The sequence below is a fragment of the Ferrovibrio sp. genome (assembly GCF_046297595.1).
Taxonomy (GTDB): Bacteria; Pseudomonadota; Alphaproteobacteria; order Ferrovibrionales; family Ferrovibrionaceae; genus Ferrovibrio.
On sequence record NZ_JBKBHT010000002.1, the window covers coordinates 342,438 to 365,582 of the forward strand.

General features: G+C 64.4%; 26 protein-coding genes. 23 read left to right on the top strand and 3 right to left on the bottom strand.

Features of this window, described 5'->3' with window-relative positions:
- Position 1 precedes the first annotated feature (1 nt).
- From ACK4FJ_RS07400 to ACK4FJ_RS07505, 22 genes are all read left to right on the top strand, one after another.
- Positions 2-1,645: a portal protein gene (locus ACK4FJ_RS07400; RefSeq protein WP_409765208.1), complete on the top strand. Its 1,644-nt coding sequence runs from the start codon at positions 2-4 to the stop codon at positions 1,643-1,645.
- Positions 1,642-1,878, top strand: coding sequence for a hypothetical protein (locus ACK4FJ_RS07405; RefSeq protein WP_409765209.1), 237 nt, complete (start codon positions 1,642-1,644; stop codon positions 1,876-1,878). The genes ACK4FJ_RS07400 and ACK4FJ_RS07405 overlap by 4 nt, the downstream gene beginning before the upstream one ends.
- A gap of 41 nt (positions 1,879-1,919) precedes the next feature.
- A complete protein-coding gene (locus ACK4FJ_RS07410; RefSeq protein WP_409765210.1) occupies positions 1,920-2,654 on the top strand; it encodes a capsid assembly protein in 735 nt (244 codons plus the stop codon).
- A 243-nt stretch (positions 2,655-2,897) separates the two neighbouring features.
- Entirely contained in the window at positions 2,898-3,716 is an 819-nt protein-coding gene (locus ACK4FJ_RS07415; protein WP_409765211.1) for a phage capsid protein, read from the top strand.
- 10 nt (positions 3,717-3,726) lie between these two features.
- Positions 3,727-3,996: a hypothetical protein gene (locus tag ACK4FJ_RS07420; protein WP_409765212.1), complete on the top strand. Its 270-nt coding sequence runs from the start codon at positions 3,727-3,729 to the stop codon at positions 3,994-3,996.
- 149 nt (positions 3,997-4,145) lie between these two features.
- A complete protein-coding gene (locus tag ACK4FJ_RS07425) occupies positions 4,146-4,715 on the top strand; it encodes a hypothetical protein (RefSeq protein WP_409765213.1) in 570 nt (189 codons plus the stop codon).
- Complete coding sequence (locus ACK4FJ_RS07430) at positions 4,715-6,625, top strand: hypothetical protein (RefSeq protein ID WP_409765214.1); 1,911 nt, start codon at positions 4,715-4,717, stop codon at positions 6,623-6,625. The genes ACK4FJ_RS07425 and ACK4FJ_RS07430 overlap by 1 nt, the downstream gene beginning before the upstream one ends.
- Positions 6,625-7,101 carry a hypothetical protein gene (locus ACK4FJ_RS07435; protein WP_409765215.1) on the top strand — a complete coding sequence of 159 codons (477 nt, stop codon included), beginning with the start codon at positions 6,625-6,627 and terminating at the stop codon, positions 7,099-7,101. The genes ACK4FJ_RS07430 and ACK4FJ_RS07435 overlap by 1 nt, the downstream gene beginning before the upstream one ends.
- An 18-nt stretch (positions 7,102-7,119) precedes the next feature.
- On the top strand, positions 7,120-8,448 hold the full coding sequence (locus ACK4FJ_RS07440) for a hypothetical protein (RefSeq protein WP_409765216.1): 1,329 nt from the start codon (positions 7,120-7,122) through the stop codon (positions 8,446-8,448).
- A gap of 47 nt (positions 8,449-8,495) precedes the next feature.
- Positions 8,496-8,966: a hypothetical protein gene (locus tag ACK4FJ_RS07445; RefSeq protein WP_409765217.1), complete on the top strand. Its 471-nt coding sequence runs from the start codon at positions 8,496-8,498 to the stop codon at positions 8,964-8,966.
- Positions 8,967-9,935 carry a hypothetical protein gene (locus ACK4FJ_RS07450; RefSeq protein WP_409765218.1) on the top strand — a complete coding sequence of 323 codons (969 nt, stop codon included), beginning with the start codon at positions 8,967-8,969 and terminating at the stop codon, positions 9,933-9,935.
- A gap of 7 nt (positions 9,936-9,942) precedes the next feature.
- On the top strand, positions 9,943-11,283 hold the full coding sequence (locus tag ACK4FJ_RS07455; RefSeq protein ID WP_409765219.1) for a radical SAM protein: 1,341 nt from the start codon (positions 9,943-9,945) through the stop codon (positions 11,281-11,283).
- Positions 11,280-12,494 carry a hypothetical protein gene (locus tag ACK4FJ_RS07460; protein WP_409765220.1) on the top strand — a complete coding sequence of 405 codons (1,215 nt, stop codon included), beginning with the start codon at positions 11,280-11,282 and terminating at the stop codon, positions 12,492-12,494. The genes ACK4FJ_RS07455 and ACK4FJ_RS07460 overlap by 4 nt, the downstream gene beginning before the upstream one ends.
- Before the next feature lie 154 nt (positions 12,495-12,648).
- Positions 12,649-13,497, top strand: coding sequence for a phage tail fiber protein (locus ACK4FJ_RS07465; protein WP_409765221.1), 849 nt, complete (start codon positions 12,649-12,651; stop codon positions 13,495-13,497).
- Between the two features lie 54 nt (positions 13,498-13,551).
- Positions 13,552-13,875, top strand: a complete 324-nt coding sequence (locus ACK4FJ_RS07470; RefSeq protein WP_409765222.1) for a hypothetical protein — start codon at positions 13,552-13,554, stop codon at positions 13,873-13,875.
- Complete coding sequence (gene terL / locus ACK4FJ_RS07475; protein WP_409765223.1) at positions 13,868-15,406, top strand: phage terminase large subunit; 1,539 nt, start codon at positions 13,868-13,870, stop codon at positions 15,404-15,406. The genes ACK4FJ_RS07470 and terL overlap by 8 nt, the downstream gene beginning before the upstream one ends.
- A 37-nt stretch (positions 15,407-15,443) precedes the next feature.
- Positions 15,444-15,743 (top strand): hypothetical protein, encoded by a 300-nt coding sequence (locus ACK4FJ_RS07480; RefSeq protein WP_409765224.1) that lies wholly within the window; start codon positions 15,444-15,446, stop codon positions 15,741-15,743.
- Between the two features lie 13 nt (positions 15,744-15,756).
- Positions 15,757-16,215, top strand: a complete 459-nt coding sequence (locus tag ACK4FJ_RS07485; RefSeq protein WP_409765225.1) for a cell wall hydrolase — start codon at positions 15,757-15,759, stop codon at positions 16,213-16,215.
- Between the two features lie 13 nt (positions 16,216-16,228).
- Positions 16,229-16,633 carry a 3TM-type holin gene (locus ACK4FJ_RS07490; RefSeq protein WP_409765226.1) on the top strand — a complete coding sequence of 135 codons (405 nt, stop codon included), beginning with the start codon at positions 16,229-16,231 and terminating at the stop codon, positions 16,631-16,633.
- A gap of 46 nt (positions 16,634-16,679) precedes the next feature.
- A complete protein-coding gene (locus ACK4FJ_RS07495) occupies positions 16,680-17,024 on the top strand; it encodes a DUF952 domain-containing protein (RefSeq protein ID WP_409765227.1) in 345 nt (114 codons plus the stop codon).
- On the top strand, positions 17,021-17,674 hold the full coding sequence (locus ACK4FJ_RS07500; protein ID WP_409765228.1) for a 2'-5' RNA ligase family protein: 654 nt from the start codon (positions 17,021-17,023) through the stop codon (positions 17,672-17,674). Before ACK4FJ_RS07495 ends, ACK4FJ_RS07500 begins: the two co-directional genes overlap by 4 nt.
- On the top strand, positions 17,671-18,717 hold the full coding sequence (locus ACK4FJ_RS07505) for a quinone-dependent dihydroorotate dehydrogenase (protein WP_409765229.1): 1,047 nt from the start codon (positions 17,671-17,673) through the stop codon (positions 18,715-18,717). Before ACK4FJ_RS07500 ends, ACK4FJ_RS07505 begins: the two co-directional genes overlap by 4 nt.
- Positions 18,718-18,728: 11 nt before the next feature.
- Here ACK4FJ_RS07505 and ACK4FJ_RS07510 read toward each other — a convergent pair whose 3' ends face one another.
- Positions 18,729-19,577: a fumarylacetoacetate hydrolase family protein gene (locus tag ACK4FJ_RS07510; RefSeq protein ID WP_409765230.1), complete on the bottom strand. Its 849-nt coding sequence runs from the start codon at positions 19,575-19,577 to the stop codon at positions 18,729-18,731.
- Positions 19,578-19,701: 124 nt separating this feature from the next.
- Here ACK4FJ_RS07510 and ACK4FJ_RS07515 point away from each other — a divergent pair, with 124 nt between their 5' ends.
- The gene (locus ACK4FJ_RS07515; protein ID WP_409765231.1) at positions 19,702-21,537 is read left to right on the top strand and encodes an ABCB family ABC transporter ATP-binding protein/permease; all 1,836 of its coding nucleotides are present in this window, start codon (positions 19,702-19,704) and stop codon (positions 21,535-21,537) included.
- Here the strand turns inward: ACK4FJ_RS07515 and ACK4FJ_RS07520 are convergent.
- Positions 21,534-22,451, bottom strand: coding sequence for a pyridoxamine 5'-phosphate oxidase family protein (locus tag ACK4FJ_RS07520; RefSeq protein ID WP_409765232.1), 918 nt, complete (start codon positions 22,449-22,451; stop codon positions 21,534-21,536). The genes ACK4FJ_RS07515 and ACK4FJ_RS07520 overlap by 4 nt on opposite strands.
- Positions 22,452-22,455: 4 nt before the next feature.
- On the bottom strand, positions 22,456-23,085 hold the full coding sequence (locus tag ACK4FJ_RS07525) for a glutathione S-transferase family protein (protein WP_409765233.1): 630 nt from the start codon (positions 23,083-23,085) through the stop codon (positions 22,456-22,458).
- Between the last annotated feature and the right edge of the window lie 60 nt (positions 23,086-23,145).

Here is a 23,145-nt window from a genome sequence, read left to right on the forward strand (position 1 = left end):
GATGACCCGCTCCGCACATCTTTCTCTTGCCTCTGGGTCGCAGCGGCAGGATTCCACCGCCGCCGCTCTGCTGCAGCCCGAAGCCCTGCGCCAGCGATATGGTCGCGCGCGCAGCCAGCGCGGCGTCTGGGAACCGCTCTGGCAGGATTGCTACGATTTCGCCCTGCCGGCGCGCCGGCCGGGCAGTCCCGCCGGCCGGCCGGGACAGACGGCCGAGCGGCTGTTCGATGCCACCGCTGCCGATGCGGCCGAACAACTGGCCGGCAGCATGCTGTCGCAACTCACGCCGCCCTGGTCGCGCTGGTTCAGCTTCCAGCCGGGCCGCGACGTGCCGCAGGACCAGCAGGGTGCCATGGCGGCCGAACTCGACCGTGCCGCGCAATTGTTGCAGGCGCAGTTTGACCGCTCGAATTTCAGTGTCGAGGTCCACCAGGCCTATCTTGATCTGGTGGTGGCCGGCACGGCCTGTCTCGCCTGCGAAGAAGCGCCGCTGGGCGAGGCCAGTGCTTTCCGCTTCGCGGCCGTGCCGCTGAACGACCTGGTGCTGGAAGAAGGCGCCGGCGGCCGGCTCGATACCGTGTTCCGGCGCCAGGACATGAGTCTGGAAACACTCGCGCGCCGTTATCCGACCCTGGAAGATCAGGCCTGGTTCGTCGAACGACGCAAGCGCGAGCCCGATGCGCGGCTCGGCCTGCTGGAATGCGTGCTGCCGGCGCCGCTGCCGTTACAGGGCCATGTCTATGCCGCGCTGCTGGAAGACGCATCGGTGGATGATGCTTCGGCGATGCTGGCACAGGGCTGCTTCGACCAGACGCCGTTCATTGCCTTCCGCTGGCTCAAGGCGCCGGGCGAAATCTATGGCCGCTCGCCGGTGATGAAGGCCCTGCCCGATATCAAGACCGCGAACAAGGTGGTTGAGCTTGTGCTCAAGAATGCCTCCATCGCCGTCACCGGCATCTGGCAGGCCGACGATGATGGCGTGCTGAACCCGGCCAATGTGAAACTGGTGCCCGGCGCGATCATCCCCAAGGCGGTCGGGTCCTCGGGCCTTACGCCGCTGGCTGCGCCAGGGCGGTTCGACATTTCGCAGCTCGTGCTCGACGATCTGCGCGGCCGCATCCGCCATGCCCTGCTGGCCGATCGTCTCGGCCAGGTTGACGCCCCGCGTATGACGGCGACGGAAGTGCTGGAACGCTCGGCCGAGATGGCACGCCAGCTTGGCGCCACCTTCGGTCGCCTGCAGGCCGAATTGTTGGTGCCGCTGGTGCAGCGTGCGGTGGCGATCCTGCAGAGGCGCGGCGAAATCCCGCGCTTCGCCCTCGATGGCCGTGAAGTTGCCCTGGTGCTGCAGTCGCCATTGGCGCGATTGCAGGCCCAGAGCGACGTGCAGAGTACGTTGAACTGGCTGCAGCAAGTGCAGGCGCTGGGTCCGCAGGCGATGCAGGCCGTGGATGCCCTGGCCGTGGCGCGTTGGCTCGGCCGCACGCTGGGGGTACCCGGCGAATTCCTGATCGAAGCCGGTGAGCAGCCGCAGGGCCAGCCAGGCATCAATCCGGCCGTCGATCCGGCTGCCGGCGCGGGATTGCAGCAGATGCTGCAGCAGCTGCTGCAGAACCCGGCGATCCAGCAGGGAGCCAGCATATGAGCGCGGCGCCTCACGCTCTCACCGAGAATGACGATCTGGCGGCGGCCTTTGCGCGCTGCTTCCGCGGCGGCGATGGGGAACGCGTGTTGGGCCATCTGCGGCGCATCACCATCGACCGGCGCGCCGCCCCCGATTGCAGCGAGGCCGAATTGCGGCACCTCGAAGGCCAGCGCCATCTGGCTGCCTACATCGCGCAACTGGTCGCGCGTGGCCAGCTGGGTGGCGCAGCGTGACACACATTGGAACATACAGGGATCACCGAAAGGAAGGCATCATGACGACACTGCTTGAAGGCGAAACGCATGACGGTGGCATCGGCGAGGACGGCGCGGGTGTCGACGCGATCCCGGAGAAATTCCGCGACCCGCGAACCGGTGAACTGCGTGTCGATCTGCTGCTGAAATCCTATCGCGCACTGGAGCAGAAGCTGGCCGGTATGGTCAGCGTGCCCGGCGCGGATGCCGACGATGACAGTCGGCGCCGCTTCTTCCAGGCACTTGGCGTGCCGGAATCGCCGGATGGCTACGAGATTTCCTTCAAGGACCCGGCGCTGTGGGTCGATCCGGAAGTGAACAAGCGGTTGCACGAAGCAGGCTTTACGCCGGCCCAGGCACAGCTGGTCTACGACCTAGCCTGCGATCACGTGGCACCGCACCTGCATCGCATGGCCGGCGAATTCCGCTATCGCGGCGAACGCGAAAAACTGGTGCAGCGTTACGGCAGCGAGGCGCGCTTCGCCGAGATGGCCCGCACGCTGGAAGCCTGGGGCAAACGCAACCTGCCGGAATCCGTCTTCACCGCGCTGGCCTCATCCTATGAAGGCATTGTCGCGCTGGAAACGATGATGCAGGGCGGCGATCCGAAACTGGTTTCCGGCGAGCGCGGCGGCGAAATGCTGAACGAAGAGCAACTGGTCGGCCTGATGCGTGACCCGCGCTACTGGAAGAAACGCGACCCCGAAATCCTCGCCAAAGTCACCGAAGGTTTCCGCAGGCTTTATCCGGGCTGATCGCGGCCGGCTGGCGCCGTCGATCACGCCGTCCACGCAAAGGGCGTGCCGCATCGTGGCTGCCGGCCGGAGATTTTCCCGCCTGCCGATAACCGCGACCCGGATTTTTCCGGCGCGGCCGGAAGGCGCGGCGGCAACGGTGCCCCGCCCATATTCAGCGGGATAACGCCGAGCGCCGCATGAACCCGCCGCCCCGCGATAACGCGAGATGGCAGTGCAACCCTGTGACGAAAGGAGCGTCCCGTGACGCCCACTATCGAACAATCCTTCGTCCGTCAGTTCGAGCACGACGTACATCAGGCCTATCAGCGCCTGGGTGCCAAGCTGCGCCCGACCGTGCGGTCGAAGACATCCGTGAAAGGCTCGTCGACCACCTTCCAGAAGGTCGGCAAGGGCACCGCCAGCACCAAGGCGCGCCATGGCAAGGTGCCAGTGATGAATGTCGACCACGGCTCGGTCGAATGCCTGCTGCAGGATTACTATGCCGGCGAATGGCTCGATGCCCTGGACGAACTGAAGGTCGGCCATAACGAGCGCGAGGTGATCATCAATGCCGGCGCCTATGCGCTGGGCCGCAAGACCGACGAACTGATCATCCGTTCACTCGATCAGTCGGCCAGTTTTGCCGGCGGCGACAGCGACGGTCTGACCAAGGCCAAGATCCTGACCGCCTTCGAACTGCTCGGCAATGCCGATGTGCCCGATGACGGCCAGCGGTATGCCGTGGTCGGCTGGCGGCAATGGTCGGAACTGCTAGAGATCCCGGAATTCGCCGATGCCGATTATGTCGGCGACGAGGATCTGCCGTGGAAGGGCGCCCAGGCCAAGCAGTGGCTCGGCACGCTGTGGATGGCCCATAGCGGCCTGACGCTGCAGGACAATGTGCGCTTCTGCCACTGGTACCACAAGACCGCCATCGGCCATGCCTCGGGCCAGGAAGTCAAATCCGACATCACCTGGCACGGCGACCGCGCCGCGCATTTCATCAACAACATGATGAGCCAGGGTGCCGCGCTGATCGATCCGGCCGGCATCGTCACCCTGCGCTGCCGCGAAGTGTGAGGAGGCTGAGATGGCTTACAGCTCGAAAACCCTCTCGGTGCTCGGTTATGCCAACGGCTTCACGCTCTGGCATTACAGCACGCCCGATCCGGCCGGTACTGTCGACAGCAGCGGCTATTTCAACGCCGCCGCCGAGATGCTGCGGGTCGGCGATTTCATTCTGGCCAATACCGGCATCGGCGGTTCGCCGCAGCACGGCATCTTCGTGGTCGCCAGCAGCCAGAACGGCGTGGTCGACCTGGCCGACCTGACGCCGTTGGGCGGCGGCAACACCGACTAAGCCACCCGCCGCCGCACCGGCAACGGCAGCGGGACATGCTGTTGCCAGGAAGCGGCGGCCAGGCCGCGCGGCCCCGGAGCGCCCTGGTGCGATCCCTCCTCGTATCGCATCGGGGCGCTCCAACGGGCCACAAACCACAGGAGTTCATCATGGCGCTGACCGCCACCGATCTATGCAGCCGCGCGCTGATCACGCTGGGGGCCAAACCCATCACCGGGTTCGACGATGCCACTGTGGAAGCGGATATCGCGCGGCATCTGTATCCCAGCCTGCGAGATGCATTGCTGTCGGCGCATCCGTGGCGCTTCGCCACGCAGCAGGCGAATCTGCCACGCCTGAACCAGCAGCCAGCGGGCGACTATAGCCATGCCTTCCAGTTGCCGCCGGATTTTCTGCGCGCCATGGCCGCCGGGCAGTCCGATCGCGGCCGTGGCCTGGTCTATCGCATCTCCGGCCGACGCCTGGAATGCAATGCCGAAACGGTCCTGCTCACCTATGTCTACCGGCCCGACGAAAGCGGGTTCCCGCCCTTCTTCGATCTGGCGCTGATTGCCCGCCTGGCCGCCGAATTCTGCCTGCCGCTGACCGAGAGCACGACGCGGGCGCAACTGCTGCATCAACTGGCCGAAGCTGAATTCCGCCGCGCCAAAACCATCGACAGCCAGCAGGACGAACCCGGCCGGATCGAGGATTTCACCCTGGTGGAGGTGCGCGGCTGATGGCCAAGATCACCGTTGCCAAGAACAACTTCACGGCCGGCGAGATCGCGCCCGATCTGTGGGGGCGATCCGATCTGCAGGGCTATGCCAACGGCGCCGCTCGGCTGCGCAATGTCCTGCTGCGGCCGACCGGTGGCGTGACGCGGCGACCGGGCCTGGAGCATATCGCGTTGCTGGCCGGCATTTCCGCCGTGCGCCTGATCGCCTTCACCTTCAACACCGAACAGACATATCTGCTGGTGCTGACGGATGCCACGTTGCGGGTCTTCCGCGACGGCAACCATGTGTTTACGGGCACCGCGCCCTGGACGGCGGCGATGTTGTCCAACCTGAGCTGGACCCAAAGCGCGGATACCCTGTTCCTGTGCCATCCCGACCTGCCGCCGCAGCGGATCACACGCCACAGCCATACCGATTGGCAGATCGAGGCCTTCACCTTTGCCGCCGACAGCGCGAGCGCCGCGCGGCACGAACCGACCTTCAGGTTCGCCAAGGACGACATCACACTGATTCCATCGGCCACCGGCGGGACCATTTCGCTGACCGCTTCGGAAGATTTCTTCCTGCCGGGTCATGTCAACCTGCAGTTCCGCATCAAGAAGAAGGCTGTCCGCATCGATTTCATCACCAGCACGAAAGTGGCGCAGGCCACTGTGCTGCAGACCTTGGACAATACCAGCGCCACGACCGACTGGGAGGAGCCGGCCTTTTCCGCCCTGCATGGCTGGCCGGTCTGCACGACGATCTATCAGGATCGGCTTGCCTTTGCCGGTTCGCGCGATCTTCCCAACCGCATCTGGCTTTCCAAAACCTCGGATATCGACAATTTCGATCTGGGCACCGGCCTGGATGATGAGGCGATCGAATTCGCCCTGCTGACCGATCAGGTCGATGCGATCCGTGCTGTCGTTGCCGGCCGCCATCTGCAGCTCTTCACCACCGGGGCGGAGTGGATGGTGACCGGCGAACCCCTGACGCCGACCAAGCTGCGCGCCGAGCGGCAGACCAGGGTCGGTTCCTTTGCCGATCGCGCGATACCGCCGCGGCATGTGGATGGCGCCACGCTGTTTCTTTCGCGCACCGGCAAGGAATTGCGTGAATTCATCTATACCGACATCGACCAGTCCTATACGGCATCCGACCTGGCGCTGCTGTCCAGCCACTTCTTCGTCAATCCGGTTGACCAGGATTATGCCCAGCGCGACCGGTTGTTTCTGGTGGTGATGGGGAATGGGAGGATCGCGGCCCTTACGCTGTATCGGGCCCAGCAGGTGACGGCATGGACGGTCTTTCAGACAGACGGTACGTTCAAGGCCATCGCGGTGGTCGACAATGTCATCTATGTCGCCGTGCGCCGCGCCGGCAGCATGTGCATCGAGCGCTTCGTGCCCGATACATATTGCGATGCACATGTCGTGATGAGTAGCGAAACGCCGAAGCCAGGCTGGGGTGGACTCGAACATCTTGAAGGCCGCGAGGTCGTGGTGGTGGCCGACGGCCAGCCGCAACCCCGGCAGGTCGTCCATGAAGGCGCCATTACCCTGAGCCGCGCGGCCAGCGCCGTCGAGATCGGGTTGCCCTACAGCCACGAAATCCGGCCCCTGCCGCCGGAACTGGGGAACGGGGCCATCACCAGCCAGGGCGGTCCGGCGCGGTTGGTGCGCGCCGTATTCCGTCTGCATGCCGCCAAGGCGCTGGCCGTCGATGTCGGCCGCGGATTGCGCCATCTGCCATTCGACCGGAGCGGCAACAGCCTTGATGTACCGCTATCCGCATTCAGCGGCGATATCGAAATGCGGGGCCTGGGCTGGGTGCGCGGCACAGACCTGCCGCTCTGGCGCGTCGAGCAGGATGCGCCTTTGCCCTGCACGCTGCTGTCCGTGATCACCGAAATCAAGGGAGCCGACTGATGAGCGGAATCGAAACATTACTGCTGGCTGCGAGTACAACGTTGGGTGCCGTCAGTTCGATCGCGCAGGCCAGCCAGCAGCAGAAAGCCCAGCGTCAGGCCCAGGCGATCCAGATGCAGCAGACGCAAGATCAGATGGCGTCACTGGAAGAGCAGCGCGCCAAGGCCGAGCGCGATCGCCGCGAGCGCCTGGCGCGCAGCACGGCATCGCAGCGTGCCGCCTTTGCGGGCAGCGGCGTGAGTGGCGATGGTTCCGGCGAGGCCGTCTTCGCCAACTTGTTGGCGCAGAGCCAGCGTGAAAGCGACGACATCAACAGCCAGATCGATCGCCAGATCCGCAGTCTGCAATCGGGTCTGCAGCTCAACCTGCTCAGCCGCACATCCGGCTCGGATCCTTTCGGCATGCTGGCCTCAGCAGCGAAGGCCGGCGCCGGAATCATCCAGGGCGGCGAGCAGATCAAGAAATGGATGACTTAGAGATCACGGAGCAATGAGATGACAGCATCAAATCTGCCCCCAAGGGTGCAACTGATCGCCACCGGTACCCAGAGCCGCTTCGGCTTTGACTTTCCCGTCGGCGCCACCAGCGAGGTTCATGTCTGGGTCGACGATACCGCGCGTGGTGATTTTTCAGTCGATCTGATCGATGACGGTGCCGGTGGCGGCTATGTGGAGTTTGGCGAGGCCATGCCCGCCGCCGGCCAGCGCGTCACGCTGGCCCGCATCTTGCCGCTTGGCAGCGTCGCGCGCTTCGCCGAAGGCGGAGTGCTGCGCGCCGCCGCGCTGAACGCGGAATTCGAACGCCTCACGCGGCTCATCCAGCAGGTGGATGAAACGGCGCAGCGCAGCATAAAGGTAGCGCCGCATGTCAACATTGCGCCGGGAGAAGACCTGCAGATCGTTTCCGGCGACCGCGCCAATCGTGTTTTGGCTTTTGATGGCGACGGGCAGCCGATCCTACTGGGCGAGGGTAATATCCCCAGCGGTCCGGTTGGCCCGCGTGGGCCGCAGGGCGAACCCGGCCCGGCAGGTCCGCGCGGCTATACCGGCGCACAGGGTCCCCAGGGCGTTGGCGGCCCGCCGGGGCCGAAGGGCGATCCTGGTGCGCGTGGGCCGGACGGGCCGCAGGGGCCGGCCGGCCCGCAGGGCCTACAGGGGCCACCAGGCATCCAGGGCATCCAGGGGCCGGCGGGCCAGTCCTTCACGCCCGATGCCATCGGCATCTTCGCCGATCGTGATCTGCATGATGGCGCCGATGCGGGCTTCGCTTATCTCGCGGCGGATGCGGGGCAGCTTTTCTTTAAACTATCAGCAGCGAGTGGCGATTGGTCGGGCGGCGTTTATTTCGGGCGTGGGGATACAGGCCCGCAGGGAGCGCAGGGAATCCAGGGATTGCAGGGCCCGGCCGGCCCGCAGGGTTTGCAGGGCGTGCCCGGCGAAACCGGCCCGCAGGGACCGCGCGGCCTGACCTGGCGTGGTGCCTGGCAGATTGCTGAAGCCTATCTGCGCGACGATGCCGTGCTGCATGACGGCAACGCTTATATCTGCATTGCGGATGTCACCGGCAATGTCTCGCCGGAATCGGACAGCTTGCACTGGACATTGCTTGCGGCGCGTGGCCTGACCGGTCCGCAGGGTCCGCAGGGCGAGACGGGTCTGGCAGGTCCGCAGGTCCGCAGGGGCCGCAGGGAGAGACGGGGCCCGCGGGTCCTATTGGCCCGCAGGGTGTGCCAGGGCAGGATGGTGCACCCGGTATCGGCGTTCCCTATGGCGGTCTGTCGGGCCAGGTCCTGGCCAAGGGTTCGGCGCAGGACGGCGATGTGATCTGGCAGGATCTGCCAGGGGATTATGTGGCCCGGTCCGGCGATGTCATGAGTGGTCCGCTGGAAGCACCGAGCGTGAAAAGCGCCGGCACGTCATCGCTGGCAACCGGTTTCAAGCTGGCCGATGGCCAGGATATCGGTGATGCGATCCTGCATCGCACGCGCGAGATCGTCTATCTCGAACAACAGATCTCGAATTGCGCTGGTGCGGTGCCGAATGGAAATTGCCAGGGCAATGGGCTGTGGAGCATGCCGAATGCCAACTGGTGGAGTTGGGGGCTCGGGCTTGGCTATGTCAATCCTGGCTACGATTTTGCTGGCGGCTCCAGTGTGACCAATCAGCCCATCAGTCAGGTCAACCAGCGCATCTATGGCGGCTACTACCTGTTGCGCACCGAGGTGGGCTTCGACGTGCAGCGCCGCGACTGGCGGAACTGCAACTGCGGCGCCACGAACTGCTACACGAACTGTAATTGCAACTGCAATTGCAACTGCAATTGCGACTGTAATTGCAAATAGTTGAAAGGCGATATTGAAATGATTAGGCGAAACTATCTTTTTTCAAAATTAAATATTCCATTCTTTGTCGAAGCAAAAATCTATGATGCAACGATAATTTTAAGAACTTGGCGAATTAGCGCGGACGCAAAAATAGATGCTTTGACTATACATGAATCGAAAAAATTACTCGAAAAAACCCCAAAGCTCTTTGTTTTGGACACGGATCCTTTTGATTTTTCTCTTCACAAGAGCCAGCAGTATTGGCTACCTGCAGAGGCCTTGAGTGATACAATCGAAAAACCAATCAAGAAAGAAAATCTTTATTTGCAACCTATCTCTCAAATTGCATTCGAAATAACGCCTGAAATTATTGGGCATGGGGCATGGGCGGATTACGGATTATGGATTTTTAATTCTAAGCGTGACGGTGCATTGAAAATGCCCTTTAACAGATACATTGAAAGCTACAATGCAAAATCTCATAGGCAATTGATTGTCGGAGCAAGAAATCAAGTGACTTTGTTGATGGTGTGTGTCCCATTTGCATCAAATAACTTTGATAGGTGCAGTTTCATTTTGAAATACAATGAAAATTTTGGATGCTCACATAACATGCAAGATTTCTTTATAATGCCGAAAGAATCGATCAGTATTTACGATCCTCCTATTGAATATCTCTTCGGTGTAAAAGCACTCCTGCCTTCGCTGCGTCTGGCTGGTCCCGATGTCGTTGGCGCGGGGCAGATGGCCAATTTCACAGTTGAAGTTTACGACAAAAACATCGATGAGTTGATCTCCGAGCCTTCGGTGCGGCTGTATCTGGAATCGAATGCTGGCTATCTGACTCACCGTCAGGTCTATACTAAAGACGGCGTGGGGCATTTCAGTCTGATCGCGCTTGGCCTTGAGCCTGGCGACAAGATCAAACTGAAGGCCGGCTGGCGGAATTATTCCGGCGCCGACGAAAAAATCATTTCCGTCGTCTGAGGGTGCCATGACTGCGCAATATCGCCTGCTCATGGCCGGGCCGCAGGGGCGACGGCACATCCTGCTTTGGACTCCATCCGTCTCCACTTTGCAATGGGAAGATGGCCGCATCGTCGATCTGCGCCCTGTGGGGCTAGATCACCAGCCGCGCAATACGTTTCCCGCCGCCTTTCCGGTCAGCCCGCTGACGCCGGCCGGCAAGAATGCGGCTGCGCGCATCTTGAAGATCCAGTTGGGCCTGAAATGCAATTACGCCTGCCAGTATTGCAACCAGGCAGCTCAGCCGCAGAGCCTGCAGGGCGAACCACGGGACGTCGCCGTCTTTATGGATGGCCTGTCGGGCTGGCTTGAGGGCGCACCGCAGCGTATCGAATTCTGGGGCGGCGAGCCATTCGCCTACTGGAAGACGCTCAAGCCGCTGGCGGAAGCCTTGCGCGCGCGGTTTCCCGATGCCTCCTTCGGTCTGGTCAGCAACGGTTCCCTGCTCGATGCGGAGAAGATCGACTGGCTCGACCGGCTCGGATTCGGCATCGGCATCAGTCATGACGGGCCGGCGATGAAATACCGGGGTCCCGATCCGCTTGAGGATCCGGCGCAGCGGGCCATCCTGCGCCAGCTCTATGATCGTCTGGCCCCGCAGGGGCGCGTCAGTTTCAATACCGTGCTGCACCGGCGGAACCTGTCGCTCGCTGCCGTCCGCCGTCATATCGCCGACCGGCTCGGGATACCGGAGGAAACGCTTCAGCTGGTCACCGAGGAAGTGTTGCTGCCCTATGACGATGGCGGCATGCGATTGTCGTTGCGCAATGAGTCCGAGGGTCGTGCCTATCTGCGCAGCATGTTCTGGGAAACCGTGCGCGGCGAGGCCATGGTGGTCAGCACGATCCGTGACAAGATCACCACGCTGTTCCGCCACATCGCCGAGGCGCGGCCAGTATCGAGCCTGGGCCAGAAATGCGGCATGGACGATCCGTCAAAGCTCGCTGTGGATCTGAAAGGCAATGTGCTGACCTGCCAGAACATGTCGGCGGAGACCAAGCACCGCATCGGTCATGTCGGGGCTATTGGCGAGGTGCGGCTCGATACGGCCTATCACTGGTCGACACGGGCGGAATGCAGCCGCTGCCCGGTGCTGCCGTTGTGCCAGGGCGCCTGCCTGTTCCTGGAAGACCGGGAATGGGAACAGGCCTGCGACAACAGCTACTGGCACAACCTCGCCGTCTTTGCCGGCGCGCTGTACTGGCTGACACGGCTGGTTCTGGTCGAGATCGAAGGTGTGGCCCGGCGCGATGGTTTGCCTGAGAAAATGACGGTGATCGATCCGGCAGAACTGGAAGCGGCGGCATGAGGGCCCCGCTGCTGCTGCTGGCCGCGCCCAGCCGAGAAAGCAACGACAAGGCTGAGCATTTTGCCGCCGCGGCCGAAGCGCTGGATGTGCCTGCGCGGATTCTGGTTGCGCAGACGCCGGAACAAATCATGATCATGGCGGCACGGGAGCCTTACAGGTATGCCCTGGCCTGCAGCGATGCGTTTGCAGCGCCGGCCGCCGCGCTGAACGAGCGCGCGCGTCAGTCCGCATGCGGTGCCGCGCTTACGGCGGCGCTGGTCGACAAGGGCCGGGGCATTCCGATGCTCAGCGTTCTGCTGGACCTGCCCATGTTGCCGCAATGCGTGCCGCTCACGCCGGATGATCTGCTGGCCTGGCCGTATGCGGGGCCGCTGATCGCCAAGCCGACGCGTTCGGCCGGCGGCTGGTCGCCGCGGCCCTGGGGCTATCGCCGTTTCGAATCGGCCCGCGGCTTTCTCGACTGGCTCGCGGCGGAAAGCCTGACCGCAGATTTCTTCGCCGAACAGCAGCGGCCCGGACAACTCGGGCCCGTTCTGATGCAGGCGGCCATCGACAACGATCATGTCGAAGTCGCCAGCCTGCTGCTGGCATCGGCCGGCGCGACGGTGATATGCCGCGGCTATGGGCTGTTCCAGCCTCATGACGAGGCGGGCCATGGCCGGCACTGGATCCGCGCGCTGTATCATGCCGATGCCGCGCCGGACCTGGCCGAACGCCTGCCGCGCCTGGCCGGCCTGATCGGCCAGGCGCCGGGCTGGGGCCATGGCGTGCTGCATGTCCAGGGCATCCGCGCGGAAACCGGCTTTTATCTCACCGATATCAACCTGCGCATTTCCACCGCCTGGGACTGGCTGATGGGGGTGGCCGACCCGTCTTTCCATCGCCGCCTGCTGGCCAGTCTCCTGTTCGGCGAAAGCTTCGATCCGGCCTGGCCGGCGCCAGCCATGGCCATCGACCTGGTCTACGGCTTGCCGGATCGCGGCAGGACTGAGCTTCGGTTCCCTCCGCCGGGCGAGAGCATCCTGCCCTGGCGCATGCAGGTGGAAGCGGGCGACCACAGGCGGGACGGTTTCGACCGGGCCGGCCAGGTGCCGAGCTTTGTCACCCTGGGCAGCGATGAGGCCGATTGCATCCGCCGCGCCGATGCCTTCCGGGCGGATTGTGTCCGTGCCGGCATCGCCAGTGCCGATGCACCGGAGCAGGCCGCATGACCGGCCCCTTCACTATCACCGATCTGGCCGCCGCCCTGCTGCTGCTGGCCAGCCTGCTGATCCACTGGGACTGAGGAAAGGAGGAGGCTGCGTCCCGCGACGATTATCTGCACGTCATTTGTTTCCGGTTTTTCATTGATAGAGAGGTTTTTCCATGTCGATTCCCGTCAATACCGGCAATGCCGTCATCACCTATGAAGGCAACGGCGCTACCGTTCTGTTCGATATTCCCTTCGCCTTTGCCGCGCCCGCCGAAATCGTGGTCTATCACAATGGCGCGCCGGCGACCGGCGTCACCGTCTATGGCGCCGGCGATCCCTTTGGCGGCACTGTCGCCTTTGCCGCCGCGCCGGCCAGCGGGGATGTGATCCGCATTCGCCGTCTGCAGACCGTGCATGTATCGGGCAACGATACGACGGCGCGGGCATTGGCCGAAAAGCTGGTCGCGGGCAGCGGTATCGCCTTGATCGAACTGAATGACGGCGATGATGAAACCCTGCAGATTGCCATCACCGACAGCCTGCTTCCCACTGGCCTGGTGTCTCCGTTTGCCGGCAGCAGCGCGCCGACCGGCTGGCTGTTCTGCGACGGTGCGGCGGTCAGTCGAGATTCCTATGCCAACCTTTTTGCCATGATCGGAACCACCTATGGCTCAGGCGACGGCAGCACCAGCTTTAACCTGCCTGACCTGCGCGGCCGGGTGGCGGCGGGCCGGGACGATATGGGCGGTGTAACCGCCGATCGCCTTACCGCAACCTCTGCCGCTGGTCTGGATGGTGCCGTTCTTGGCACCGCTGGCGGCAACCAGCAGCACCAGCTCACGATTGCCGAAATGCCCTCGCATCGTCATGGCATGCGAGAGGACCCCTCTTCTAATGGGTCTATAAACCCGAACTATCGAAATGCCGGTCCGGCGGTGGGCAATACCGAAGCCACCGGCGGCGATCAGCCGCATAACAACGTCCAGCCGACGCTGATCCTCAATTACATCATCAAGGCTTGATCCGGGCGGCCCGGCGGTTTGCCGCCGCTGGGCCTGTCCGGTCTGGAGATTGCCATGACCAGCATCACCGACACCAATACCGATTCCGATACCAGTCCGGGCCGGCTCGTCGAACGGTTCCGCGTCGTCGCCACCCAGAAATTCCGCGCCGTCACCGAGGTCTATCATGAACTCGAGGTGCGGCCCGACCTGCCGGGCGACGACAAGGCGCTGGCCCAGCGCCATGCCACGGCGCGTTCGGTGCTGAGCCATCTGGCGCTGCTGCGCAAGCTGCTCGCGCTGGATGAGGAAGACGGCCCCGGCACCGCCGGCATCGATCTCGACATCGACAGCTATCGCGCCATGGTCGCCGCGCTGGATGAGGCCGAGCGTGGCTGAGCTGCTGCCGATCCGCAGCGTGCCGCCCGAGGTGGCGCGCGGAGTCTCGCTGGTGGAGTTCGTGCGCTTCTGGAACCAGCGGCAGAATCTCGGCCTGCCCGCGCTGCATCGCGAAATCCTCGCGTGGCTGGAGCAGAGCTGGCTGGACGGCAAACGCGAATTGCTGCTGCTGGTCTTCCGCGATGCCGGCAAGTCCACCCTGGTGGGCCTGTTCGCGGCCTGGCTGCTGCTGCGCGATCCCGGCCTGCGCATCCTGGTGCTGGCCGCCGAACAGGCGCTGGCGCGCAAGATGGTGCGCAACGTGAAACGCATCATCGAGCGTCATCCGCTGACGATCTCGCTGCGCCCCATGCGGCGCGATCAATGGGCGGCCGACCAGTTCACCGTGCAGCGCGCGAAGGAATGGCGCGATCCGTCCATGCTGGCGCGCGGCCTGAACGGCAACATCACCGGCTGCCGCGCCGATATCGTGCTGTGCGACGATGTCGAGGTGCCGGCCACCTGCGAGACACCGGCCAAGCGCGAGGAGCTGCGGGCCCGTCTGGCCGAGATCGATTACGTGCTGGTGCCCGAAGGCACGCAGCTTTATATCGGCACGCCGCATTCCTACTATTCCATCTACGCCCTGGAGCCGCGTCGCGAGATCAACGAGGACGCTCCCTTCCTCGCCGGCTTCCAGCGCCTGGTGCTGCCGGTGCTGGACGAACAGGGCGAGAGCCGCTGGCCCGAACGTTTCCCGCGCGAAAGGCTGGAGGTGATCCGGCGTCGCACCGGCCCCGCGCGTTTTGCCGCGCAGATGCTCCTGCAGCCCACCTCGGCCGAGAATGGCCGGCTTGATCCGAACATGATCGCGGGTTACCGCGACGATCTGAAGGTCGAGGTGCTGAGCGGCGAACGGCTGTGCATCGAGATTGGCGGCCGGCGCATGGTCTCGGCCAGCTGCTGGTGGGATCCCTCCTTCGGTTCGCCGCGCAAGGGCGATGGCAGCGTGATCGCCGCAGTCTTCGCCGATGGCGAGGGTGGCTACTGGCTGCACCGGATCGAATGGCTGCAGCAGGATCCGCGCGATCCCACCGATGCCGCCACCCAGCTCTGCCGCCAGGCGGCGCAATTCGCCAAGGCACTTTACCTGCCGGCGATCCGGCTGGAGACGAACGGCCTGGGCAAGTTCCTGCCCGGTCTGCTGCGACGCGCCCTGGCCGAAGCCGAATGCGGCACCGGCGTGATCGAATGCACCAGCCGCAAGGCCAAGGCCGTGCGTATCCTGGAGGCTTTCGACACCGTGCTGGCTGCCGGCGCGCTGAAAGCCCATGACAGCGTGGCGCAGACGCCGTTCTTCAGCGAGATGCGCGAATGGCGGCCGGGTCGTCAGGGTCGCAGCAGCCTGGGCCGCGACGATGGCCTGGATGCCGTGGCCGGCTGCCTGCTGTCGGAACCGGTGCGGCTCGGGATGCTGCCGTCGCGACCCGGCCGGCCGAACTGGCGGCTGGGCGGCGAGACGCATGTCGCCGCCAGTGATTTCGAGCCCTGAGATTGCGATTTGCGAATTTGCAGGAAAGGAATACGCCATGGCCAATCTAGCCTTCGACTGGACCTGGTGGCTCAGCGCCGTGGAACTGCCGGCTTTGGCCGGCCTGTTCTGGATGATCCAGCGCCAGCGCGACCGCGCCGAACAGCAGATCGCACAATTGCAGGCCGAGCATCGCGCGGCGATCACCGCCACGCGGGCCGCACTCTCGGACTACAAACTCGAGGTCGCCCAGCGCTATGCCTCCATCGGCTACCTCAAGGATGTCGAAACACGGCTGACCGAGCACCTGCTGCGCATCGAGGCCAAGCTCGATCTGCCGGCGCGGGCCTCTTCCTGATTCGGAGCGACACATGACGATTCATCGCAAACCGCCGACCGGTCATGTCAGCCGTGCCGCCGCCTTCGGCGACCAGGCCTTCACGCGCGACACGCTGGCCCGCACATTGTGGGGCGAAGCACGAAGCGAAGGACGCGAGGGCATGATGGCCGTGGCCAGCGTGATCCTCAACCGCGCCGCCAAACCCGGCTGGTGGGGTCGCAGCGTGGCCGATGTCTGCCTGCGGCCCTGGCAGTTTTCCTGCTGGCTGGCGGACGACCCCAATCGCGCCAAGCTGGAAAAGGTGGATGAACGCGACGTGCAGTTCCGCATCGCGCTGCAGGTGGCCGACCAGGCGCTGGGCGGCGGCCTGCCCGACTACACCTTCGGCGCCACTCATTATCACACCGTCGACATCGCGCCGAACTGGGCCAGGGGGCACACCCCCTGCGCCGTGATCGGCCGCCATGCCTTCTATAATGACATCGCCTGAACGGAGCCGCGCCATGCTGGATAAACTGCTGGTGGCCAATATCGCCTCACCCATCGAGGCGATCGGCAATGTCTTCGATAAATTGTTCACCTCCGATGCCGAACGCGCCCAAGCCGAGGCCGTGCTGGAGAAGTTGCGGCAACATCCGGCCGAGCTTCAGGTCGAGCTGAACAAGATCGAGGCGGCGCATCGCAGCGTCTTCGTCGCCGGCTGGCGGCCGGCCGTGGGCTGGATCTGCGCCGCCGGCGTGGGCTGGGCCTATCTCGGCCATCCACTGTTCCTCTGGGCCGCCGCGCTCTGGGCGCCGGGCGTGCAGCCGCCGGAGATCCGCATTGATGCCCTGTTCGAACTGGTGTTGGCCATGCTGGGCATGGCCGGTCTGCGCAGTTTCGAGAAAACCACCGGCCGGGCGAAATGACGGCGGAACTCTCCCCGGCCGGCAAGCTTTCTGCTATGCCATCAATATGACCACCATATACCGTATCCTGCCGGCCGCCGACTGGGCCGCCGCGAAAGCCGCCGGGCATTTTGCCGGCAGCGCGCATGACATTCGCGACGGCTTCATCCATTTCTCGACATCCGCCCAGGTGGCCGAAACGGCGGCGAAGCATTATGCCGGGCTGGAAGACCTGGTGCTGCTGTATGTGCGGACGGATGCCCTGTCGGCGCCGCTGAAATGGGAAACGTCGCGCAACGACGATCTGTTCCCCCATCTCTATGGCGACCTGCCGGTTGCGGCCGTGCATCGCGTCGCGCCTTTGCCGCTCGGTCCCGATGGCCGGCATGTCTTCCCCGACCTTGAGTCATGAATACCGGGTTCAGCCTCGATTCCTTCTGGCAGCAGCCGGCGCGCTCCTACGGGGTGGCCGCGCTGGCATCGGCCGGCACGCAGGCGGCCTTGCAGCCGGTGCTGACGCAGGTCGCCACTATTGCCGCCCCCTGTGGCCTGTGCCTGGTGCCGCCCGCGCATCAGCATCTTTCGCTCTATGCCGCCGCGCCGGTGCGGCAGGATTTCGACAAGGACGCCTACTGGGCCGCCAATGCCGCAACGGTGCTGGCCGCGCTGCGCGACTGGGCCGCCGCGCAGAAGCCCGTGACCTTGCGCTTCACCAGCCTGCGCGCCACGCCCACGGCAGTGATCGCCATGGCCGATGATCGCGCCGAAGCCGGCGCTGCGGTCTGGTCGCTGCGCCGCCGTCTGGCAGAAGTTCTGCCGCCGCCGCCCGGCGGTGCGCCGCGCTACGACCTGATCCACCTCACGCTGGCGCGTTATGCCGCGCCTTCAGCCTTGCCGGCAGATTTCGCCGCGCGAATCGCAGCATTGCCCGTCGATCTGGAATTTCCGCTGCGGGATGTCATCGTGCTGCGCGAAACGCGCTATCCTGCGCTGGAATTTGATATCCTCGCCACGCTGCCCCTCGGCGCCCCGTTGCAGGCCAGCCCGGGGTCTGTTGCATGAACCTGTATCGCTGTCTGGTCTGGCCGCTGGTGCGGCATGTGGAGTCCGAACGCGCGCATCGTTTGACTCTCGATCTACTGAAAACCGGGTTGGTCTTGCCGCCCCGCCAGACGGATGATCCGGTGCTGGCCACCACTCTGTTCGGCAAACGCATTCCCAATCCCGTCGGGCTGGCAGCCGGCTTCGACAAGAATGCCGAAGTGGCCGATGCCATGCTGCGTCTGGGGTTCGGTTTCGTCGAGGTCGGCGGCGTCACGCCACGTCCGCAGCCAGGCAATCCGCAGCCGCGCCTGTTCCGTCTGGAGGAAGACCGCGCGGTGATCAACCGCATGGGCTTCAACAACGAAGGGCTGGATGTGGTGGCATCGCGGCTGGAGGCGCGGCGCGGCCGTCTGGGCCTGGTCGGCGTCAATCTTGGTGCCAACAAGGACTCGGAAGACCGTCCCGGCGATTACGCGATTTCCTATGCGCGGCTGGCCGCACTCTGTGGCTTTGCCGTGGTCAACGTCTCCTCGCCCAACACGCCGGGCCTGCGCAATTTGCAGGGCCGCGAGGAACTGGCCGCTTTGCTCGCCCGGCTGCAGCCGCTGCATGCGCAATACAAGACGCCCTTGCTGGTCAAGATCGCGCCCGACCTGGCCGAGGAAGACATCGACGCGGTGGCGGAACTGGCCCTGCAATACCGGCTGGACGGCATCGTCGCCACCAACACCACCATCGCGCGACCTGATACATTGCGCAGCCGCCACAAGGCCGAAACCGGCGGCCTGTCGGGTGCCCCGTTGCGTGATCGTGCGCAGGCCGTGCTGAAACAGCTCTATGGCAAGATCGGCAGCCGCATGCCGCTGATCGGCGTGGGCGGCATCGCCTCGGGCGAGGATGCCTATGCCCGCATCCGCGCCGGCGCCTCGGCCGTGCAGCTTTATTCCGCCATGGTCTATGAGGGCCCCGGTCTGGCCGGCCGGATCAAGGCGGAGCTTGCTGCCCTGCTGAAAAAAGACGGCTTCCGCAGTGTTGCGGAAGCCGTCGGAAAAGACGTCTGAAGAAAGCTGTTTTAAGCGTTCTTCACCGGATTGCGCAGCAGGCCGACCTTCTCGATCTCGATCTCGATGATGTCGCCATCCTTCATGTAGACCGGCGGATTGCGCTTGGTGCCGACGCCGCCCGGCGTGCCGGTGGCGATCACGTCGCCGGGTTCCAGCGGGGTGAAGGTGGTCACATACTTGATGATCTTGCGGATGTTGAAGGTCATCAGTTCGGTATTCGACTTCTGCATCACCTGGCCATTCAGGCGGCTTTCGATGGCCAGCGCCTGCGGGTCGGGGATTTCATCGGCCGTCACCATCCAGGGGCCAAAGCCGCCGGTGGCGACGAAATTCTTGCCCGGGGTGAACTGGCCGGTGTGGGTCTGCCAGTCGCGCACCGAGCCGTCGTTGTAGCAGGAATAGCCAGCGATGATGCTGAAGGCATCGTTCTCGGAAACCTTGTAGCCGCGCTTGCCGATGATCACGGCCAGCTCGGCCTCGTAATCCAGCTTGTCGGATTCGGCGGGCTTCAGCAGGGGCTGGTTATGGGCGACCTGGCTTTCGGGGAAACGCACGAAGATGGTGGGATGGCCTGGCGGTTCGCGGCCCATTTCGCGGCGGTGTTCGTCGTAATTGACGCCGACGCAGACGATCTTGCCCGGATTGGGCACCACCGGCAGCAGGGTGGTGCCGTCCAGTTTCATGTCGGCCGTCACACCTTTGGCAGCAGACTCCACCTCGGCCAGCGCGCCGGCTTTGAGAACCGCGACGAGATCGGCATACTTGCCGCCCAGTTTCGCACCGACATCCACGATCCCGTCGCCGGAGACCACTCCATACGAGCTCTTGCCATTGCGGACGAAGCTCACCACTTTCATCGGACTGCTCCCTAGCCAGAAAAAGGAATAATCGGGGTCGATTATCTGGGGAGCGAACGATACGCTCCGTACACACCCCGATCAAGCACCGCCAGCCTAATCCAGCCACAGCCCCACGCCCATCATGACCGACTTGAAAAAAACGCTACCTGGCTTGTTGATTCCGCGACTCTGGCCGGCCAGCCGGCCCGACCTGCGCCGCCGCGTGGTGATCGCGCTGCTGTTCCTGGTGCTGGCCAAGCTGGTCAATGTTGCAGTGCCATATTTCTTCAAGCGCGCGGTCGACCTGCTGGATACCGGAGTATCGGCCGGGCAGATCGCCGTCGGCGCCGTGCTGGCCATGGTGCTGGCCTATGGCGTGGCGCGCATGGCGTCCCAGGGGTTTGGCGAGCTGCGCGACGCGGTATTCGCCAAGGTGGCCCAGGCGGCGATCCGCGACCTGGCCCTGCAGACCTTCAACCATCTGCATGCCCTGTCCCTACGCTTCCACCTGGAGCGCCAGACCGGCGGTTTGAGCCGGGTGATCGAACGCGGCACCAAGGGCATCCAGTTCGTGCTGCAGTTCATGACCTTCAACATCCTGCCCACCATCGTCGAGATCGGCCTGGTCGGCGGCATCCTGTGGTGGCTCTATGGCTGGAGCTTCGCGCTGATCACGGTCGGTACCATCGCGGGCTATATCTTCTACACGCTGAGCATCACCGAATGGCGCACCAAATACCGGCGCCAGATGAACGACGAGGACCAGCGCGCCAATACGCGGGCCATCGACAGCCTGCTCAATTACGAGACGGTGAAATACTTCACCAACGAGGCGCATGAAGCGCGCCGTTTCGACGAGGCGCTCAGCCGCTACGAACGCGCCGCGGTGAAAAGCCAGACCTCGCTGGCCCTGCTCAATCTGGGCCAGGGCGCCATCATCGCCGTCGGCCTGATCGGCGTGATGAGCCTGGCCGTGCTGGGCGTGCGCGATGGTTCCATGACGCTGGGCGACATCGTCATGGTCAATGCCTATCTGATCCAGCTTTACCTGCCGCTCAACTTCCTCGGCTTCGCCTATCGCGAGATCAAGCAGGGCCTGATCGACATGGAAGCGATGTTCAAGCTGCTCGACGTGCCGCAGGAGGTGCAGGACAGACCCGGTGCACCGGCGCTGGACGTGTCGCGCGGCGAGGTCGAATTCGATGCCGTGCGTTTCGCCTACGATCCGCGCCGCGAGATCCTGGCCGGGGTGAGTTTCCGCATTCCCTCCGGCGCCAAGGTGGCGGTGGTGGGGGCGTCGGGTGCCGGCAAGTCCACGCTCTCGCGCCTGCTCTATCGCTTCTACGATGTCAGCGACGGCTGTATCCGCATCGACGGGCAGGATATCCGCGAGGTCAGCCAGACCAGCCTGCGGCGTGCCATCGGCATCGTGCCGCAGGACACCGTGCTGTTCAACGACACCATCCTCTACAACATCCGTTACGGCCGCGTGGAAGCTTCTGACGCCGAGGTGGAAGAGGCAGCAAGAATGGCCCAGCTCGATGGCCTGATCGCACGCCTGCCCGATGGCATTCAGACCATGGTGGGCGAACGCGGCCTCAAACTGTCGGGCGGCGAGAAGCAGCGCGTGGCGATTGCCCGTGCGCTGCTGAAACAGCCCAAGATCATGGTGTTCGACGAGGCCACCTCGGCGCTCGACACCCATACGGAACGCGAAATCCAGGCCGCCCTGGCCCGCGCGGCGGAAGGCTGCACCACCCTGGTGATCGCCCATCGCCTGTCCACCGTGGTGGATGCCGACGAGATCATCGTGCTGGATCAGGGCCGCATCGCCGAACGTGGCCGGCATCATGCCCTGCTGCAGGCCGGCGGGCTGTATGCCGCGCTGTGGCACAAGCAGCAGGAAGCCCGCGCGGCCGGTGAAGCAATCGTCTCTGACCGACCGAACGCTACCCCGCTGCCGGCGGCGGGCGACTAGCCGGCAAGCTGCGGCGCGTAATCCGGGTCGCTCCAGCGCAACGGCAGGCCGCCTTCGATGATGTGGCCTTCTTCCACAGTTAAACGCAGCAGGCGTTCGGCGCCGGCGAAGCTGTCCACCTCGGGCCCGTCCCAGACGATCTCCGCCCGGGCCGTGAGCTGCAGCAGATCGCCGGTTGCATAATCCACCACCAGCAGGCCGGCGCGCGGGTTCAGCGCGATGTTGCCCAGCGTGTTGAAGAACTTGTTGCCGCGGAAATCGGGCAGCGTGATCCGCGTGGCGCCATCCTTCTCTTCCACGCGCAAAAAGCCGGGCCGGCCGCCGCGGTGGGAGACGTCCACGCCTTCGCCATCGGCCGAGGTGGCGATGAACAGGGTATCGGCCTCGGCCAGCATGGTGGCGGCACGCGGCGAGAGGATCGCGGTTTCGCGCAGCAGGCGGGGCGTTTCGGATGCGGCGGCAAAACGCGGCGCACGGGCCTGGATATATTGCGGGCAGTTGCCGAAGCTCTGTTCGACTTCCACCGTGAAACCGCTGTCATCCAGCGTCGTGATGCGCCCGTTCATGCGATTGCGCCGCCGCGTTTCCGGCTGCAGGCCCAGCAGGCCCAGCTGCGCGCCCAGGCGCAGGTGATCGTTCAGCGGATCGCCGGCGACGGGCTTTGCCGCCACATGCAGGCTGCGTGGATCGGGGGACAGCACGAAACCCGGCTGGCCGCTTAACACCGAGGCCCAGGGCCGGCCTTCTTCATCCACGCTGCCGACGAACAGCGTGGGCAGCATGGCAAAGAAATCGCGATGCTGGTCGGGCATGAATTCGCGGATCGCCATGGCGGCAGTCTGCTGCATGCGCGCGGGCAGGGCGGGGTTCAGCCGCGCCTGCAACGCCTGTTCGCCGGCATGGAAGCGGCCCATGGGTTTACTCCGCCGCCTGCGGCAGGGGGCTTTTGATCATCGGCACGAAACCGGGCAGGGCCTCGATGCGCTGCAGCCAGGCGCGGATATTGGCGTAAGGTTCCAGCGCCACGCCGCCCTCGGGCGCATGGGCCGTGTAGGAATAGAGCGCGATATCGGCAATCGTCGGCCCCTTGCCAACGAAGTATTCGCGTCCGGCCAGATGGGCATCCATCACGCCGAACAGTGCCGTCGCCGCCGTTTTCGCGCGCTCATGATCCAGCGGCGCCTTGAACAGCAGGATGATGCGCGCCAGTGCCGGGCCCACGGCCAGCGGCCCGGCGGCGACCGACAGCCAGCGCTGTGTTTCCGCCGTTAGCACCGGATCGCGCGGCAGCCAGCGGCCGGTCTTGTCGTATTTGCTGGCGAGGTAGACCAGGATGGCGTTGCTGTCGGCTATCACCACATCGCCATCCTCGATCACCGGCACCTGGCCGAAGGCATTGAGGCGCAGGAAATCGGGCTGCTTCTGCGCCCCGGCGCGCAGGTCGACATCGATGGCCTCGAACGGCAGGCCGAGCAGGGAGAGGAACAGTTCGGCGCGATGGGCATGGCCGGACAGGGCGAAACGGTGCAGGCGGATCGGGGCAGTCATGCGGGTAGTCATGGGGAGGCTGGTCCTTCAGGTTACGGTCCCGATAGACTGTCATTTCCT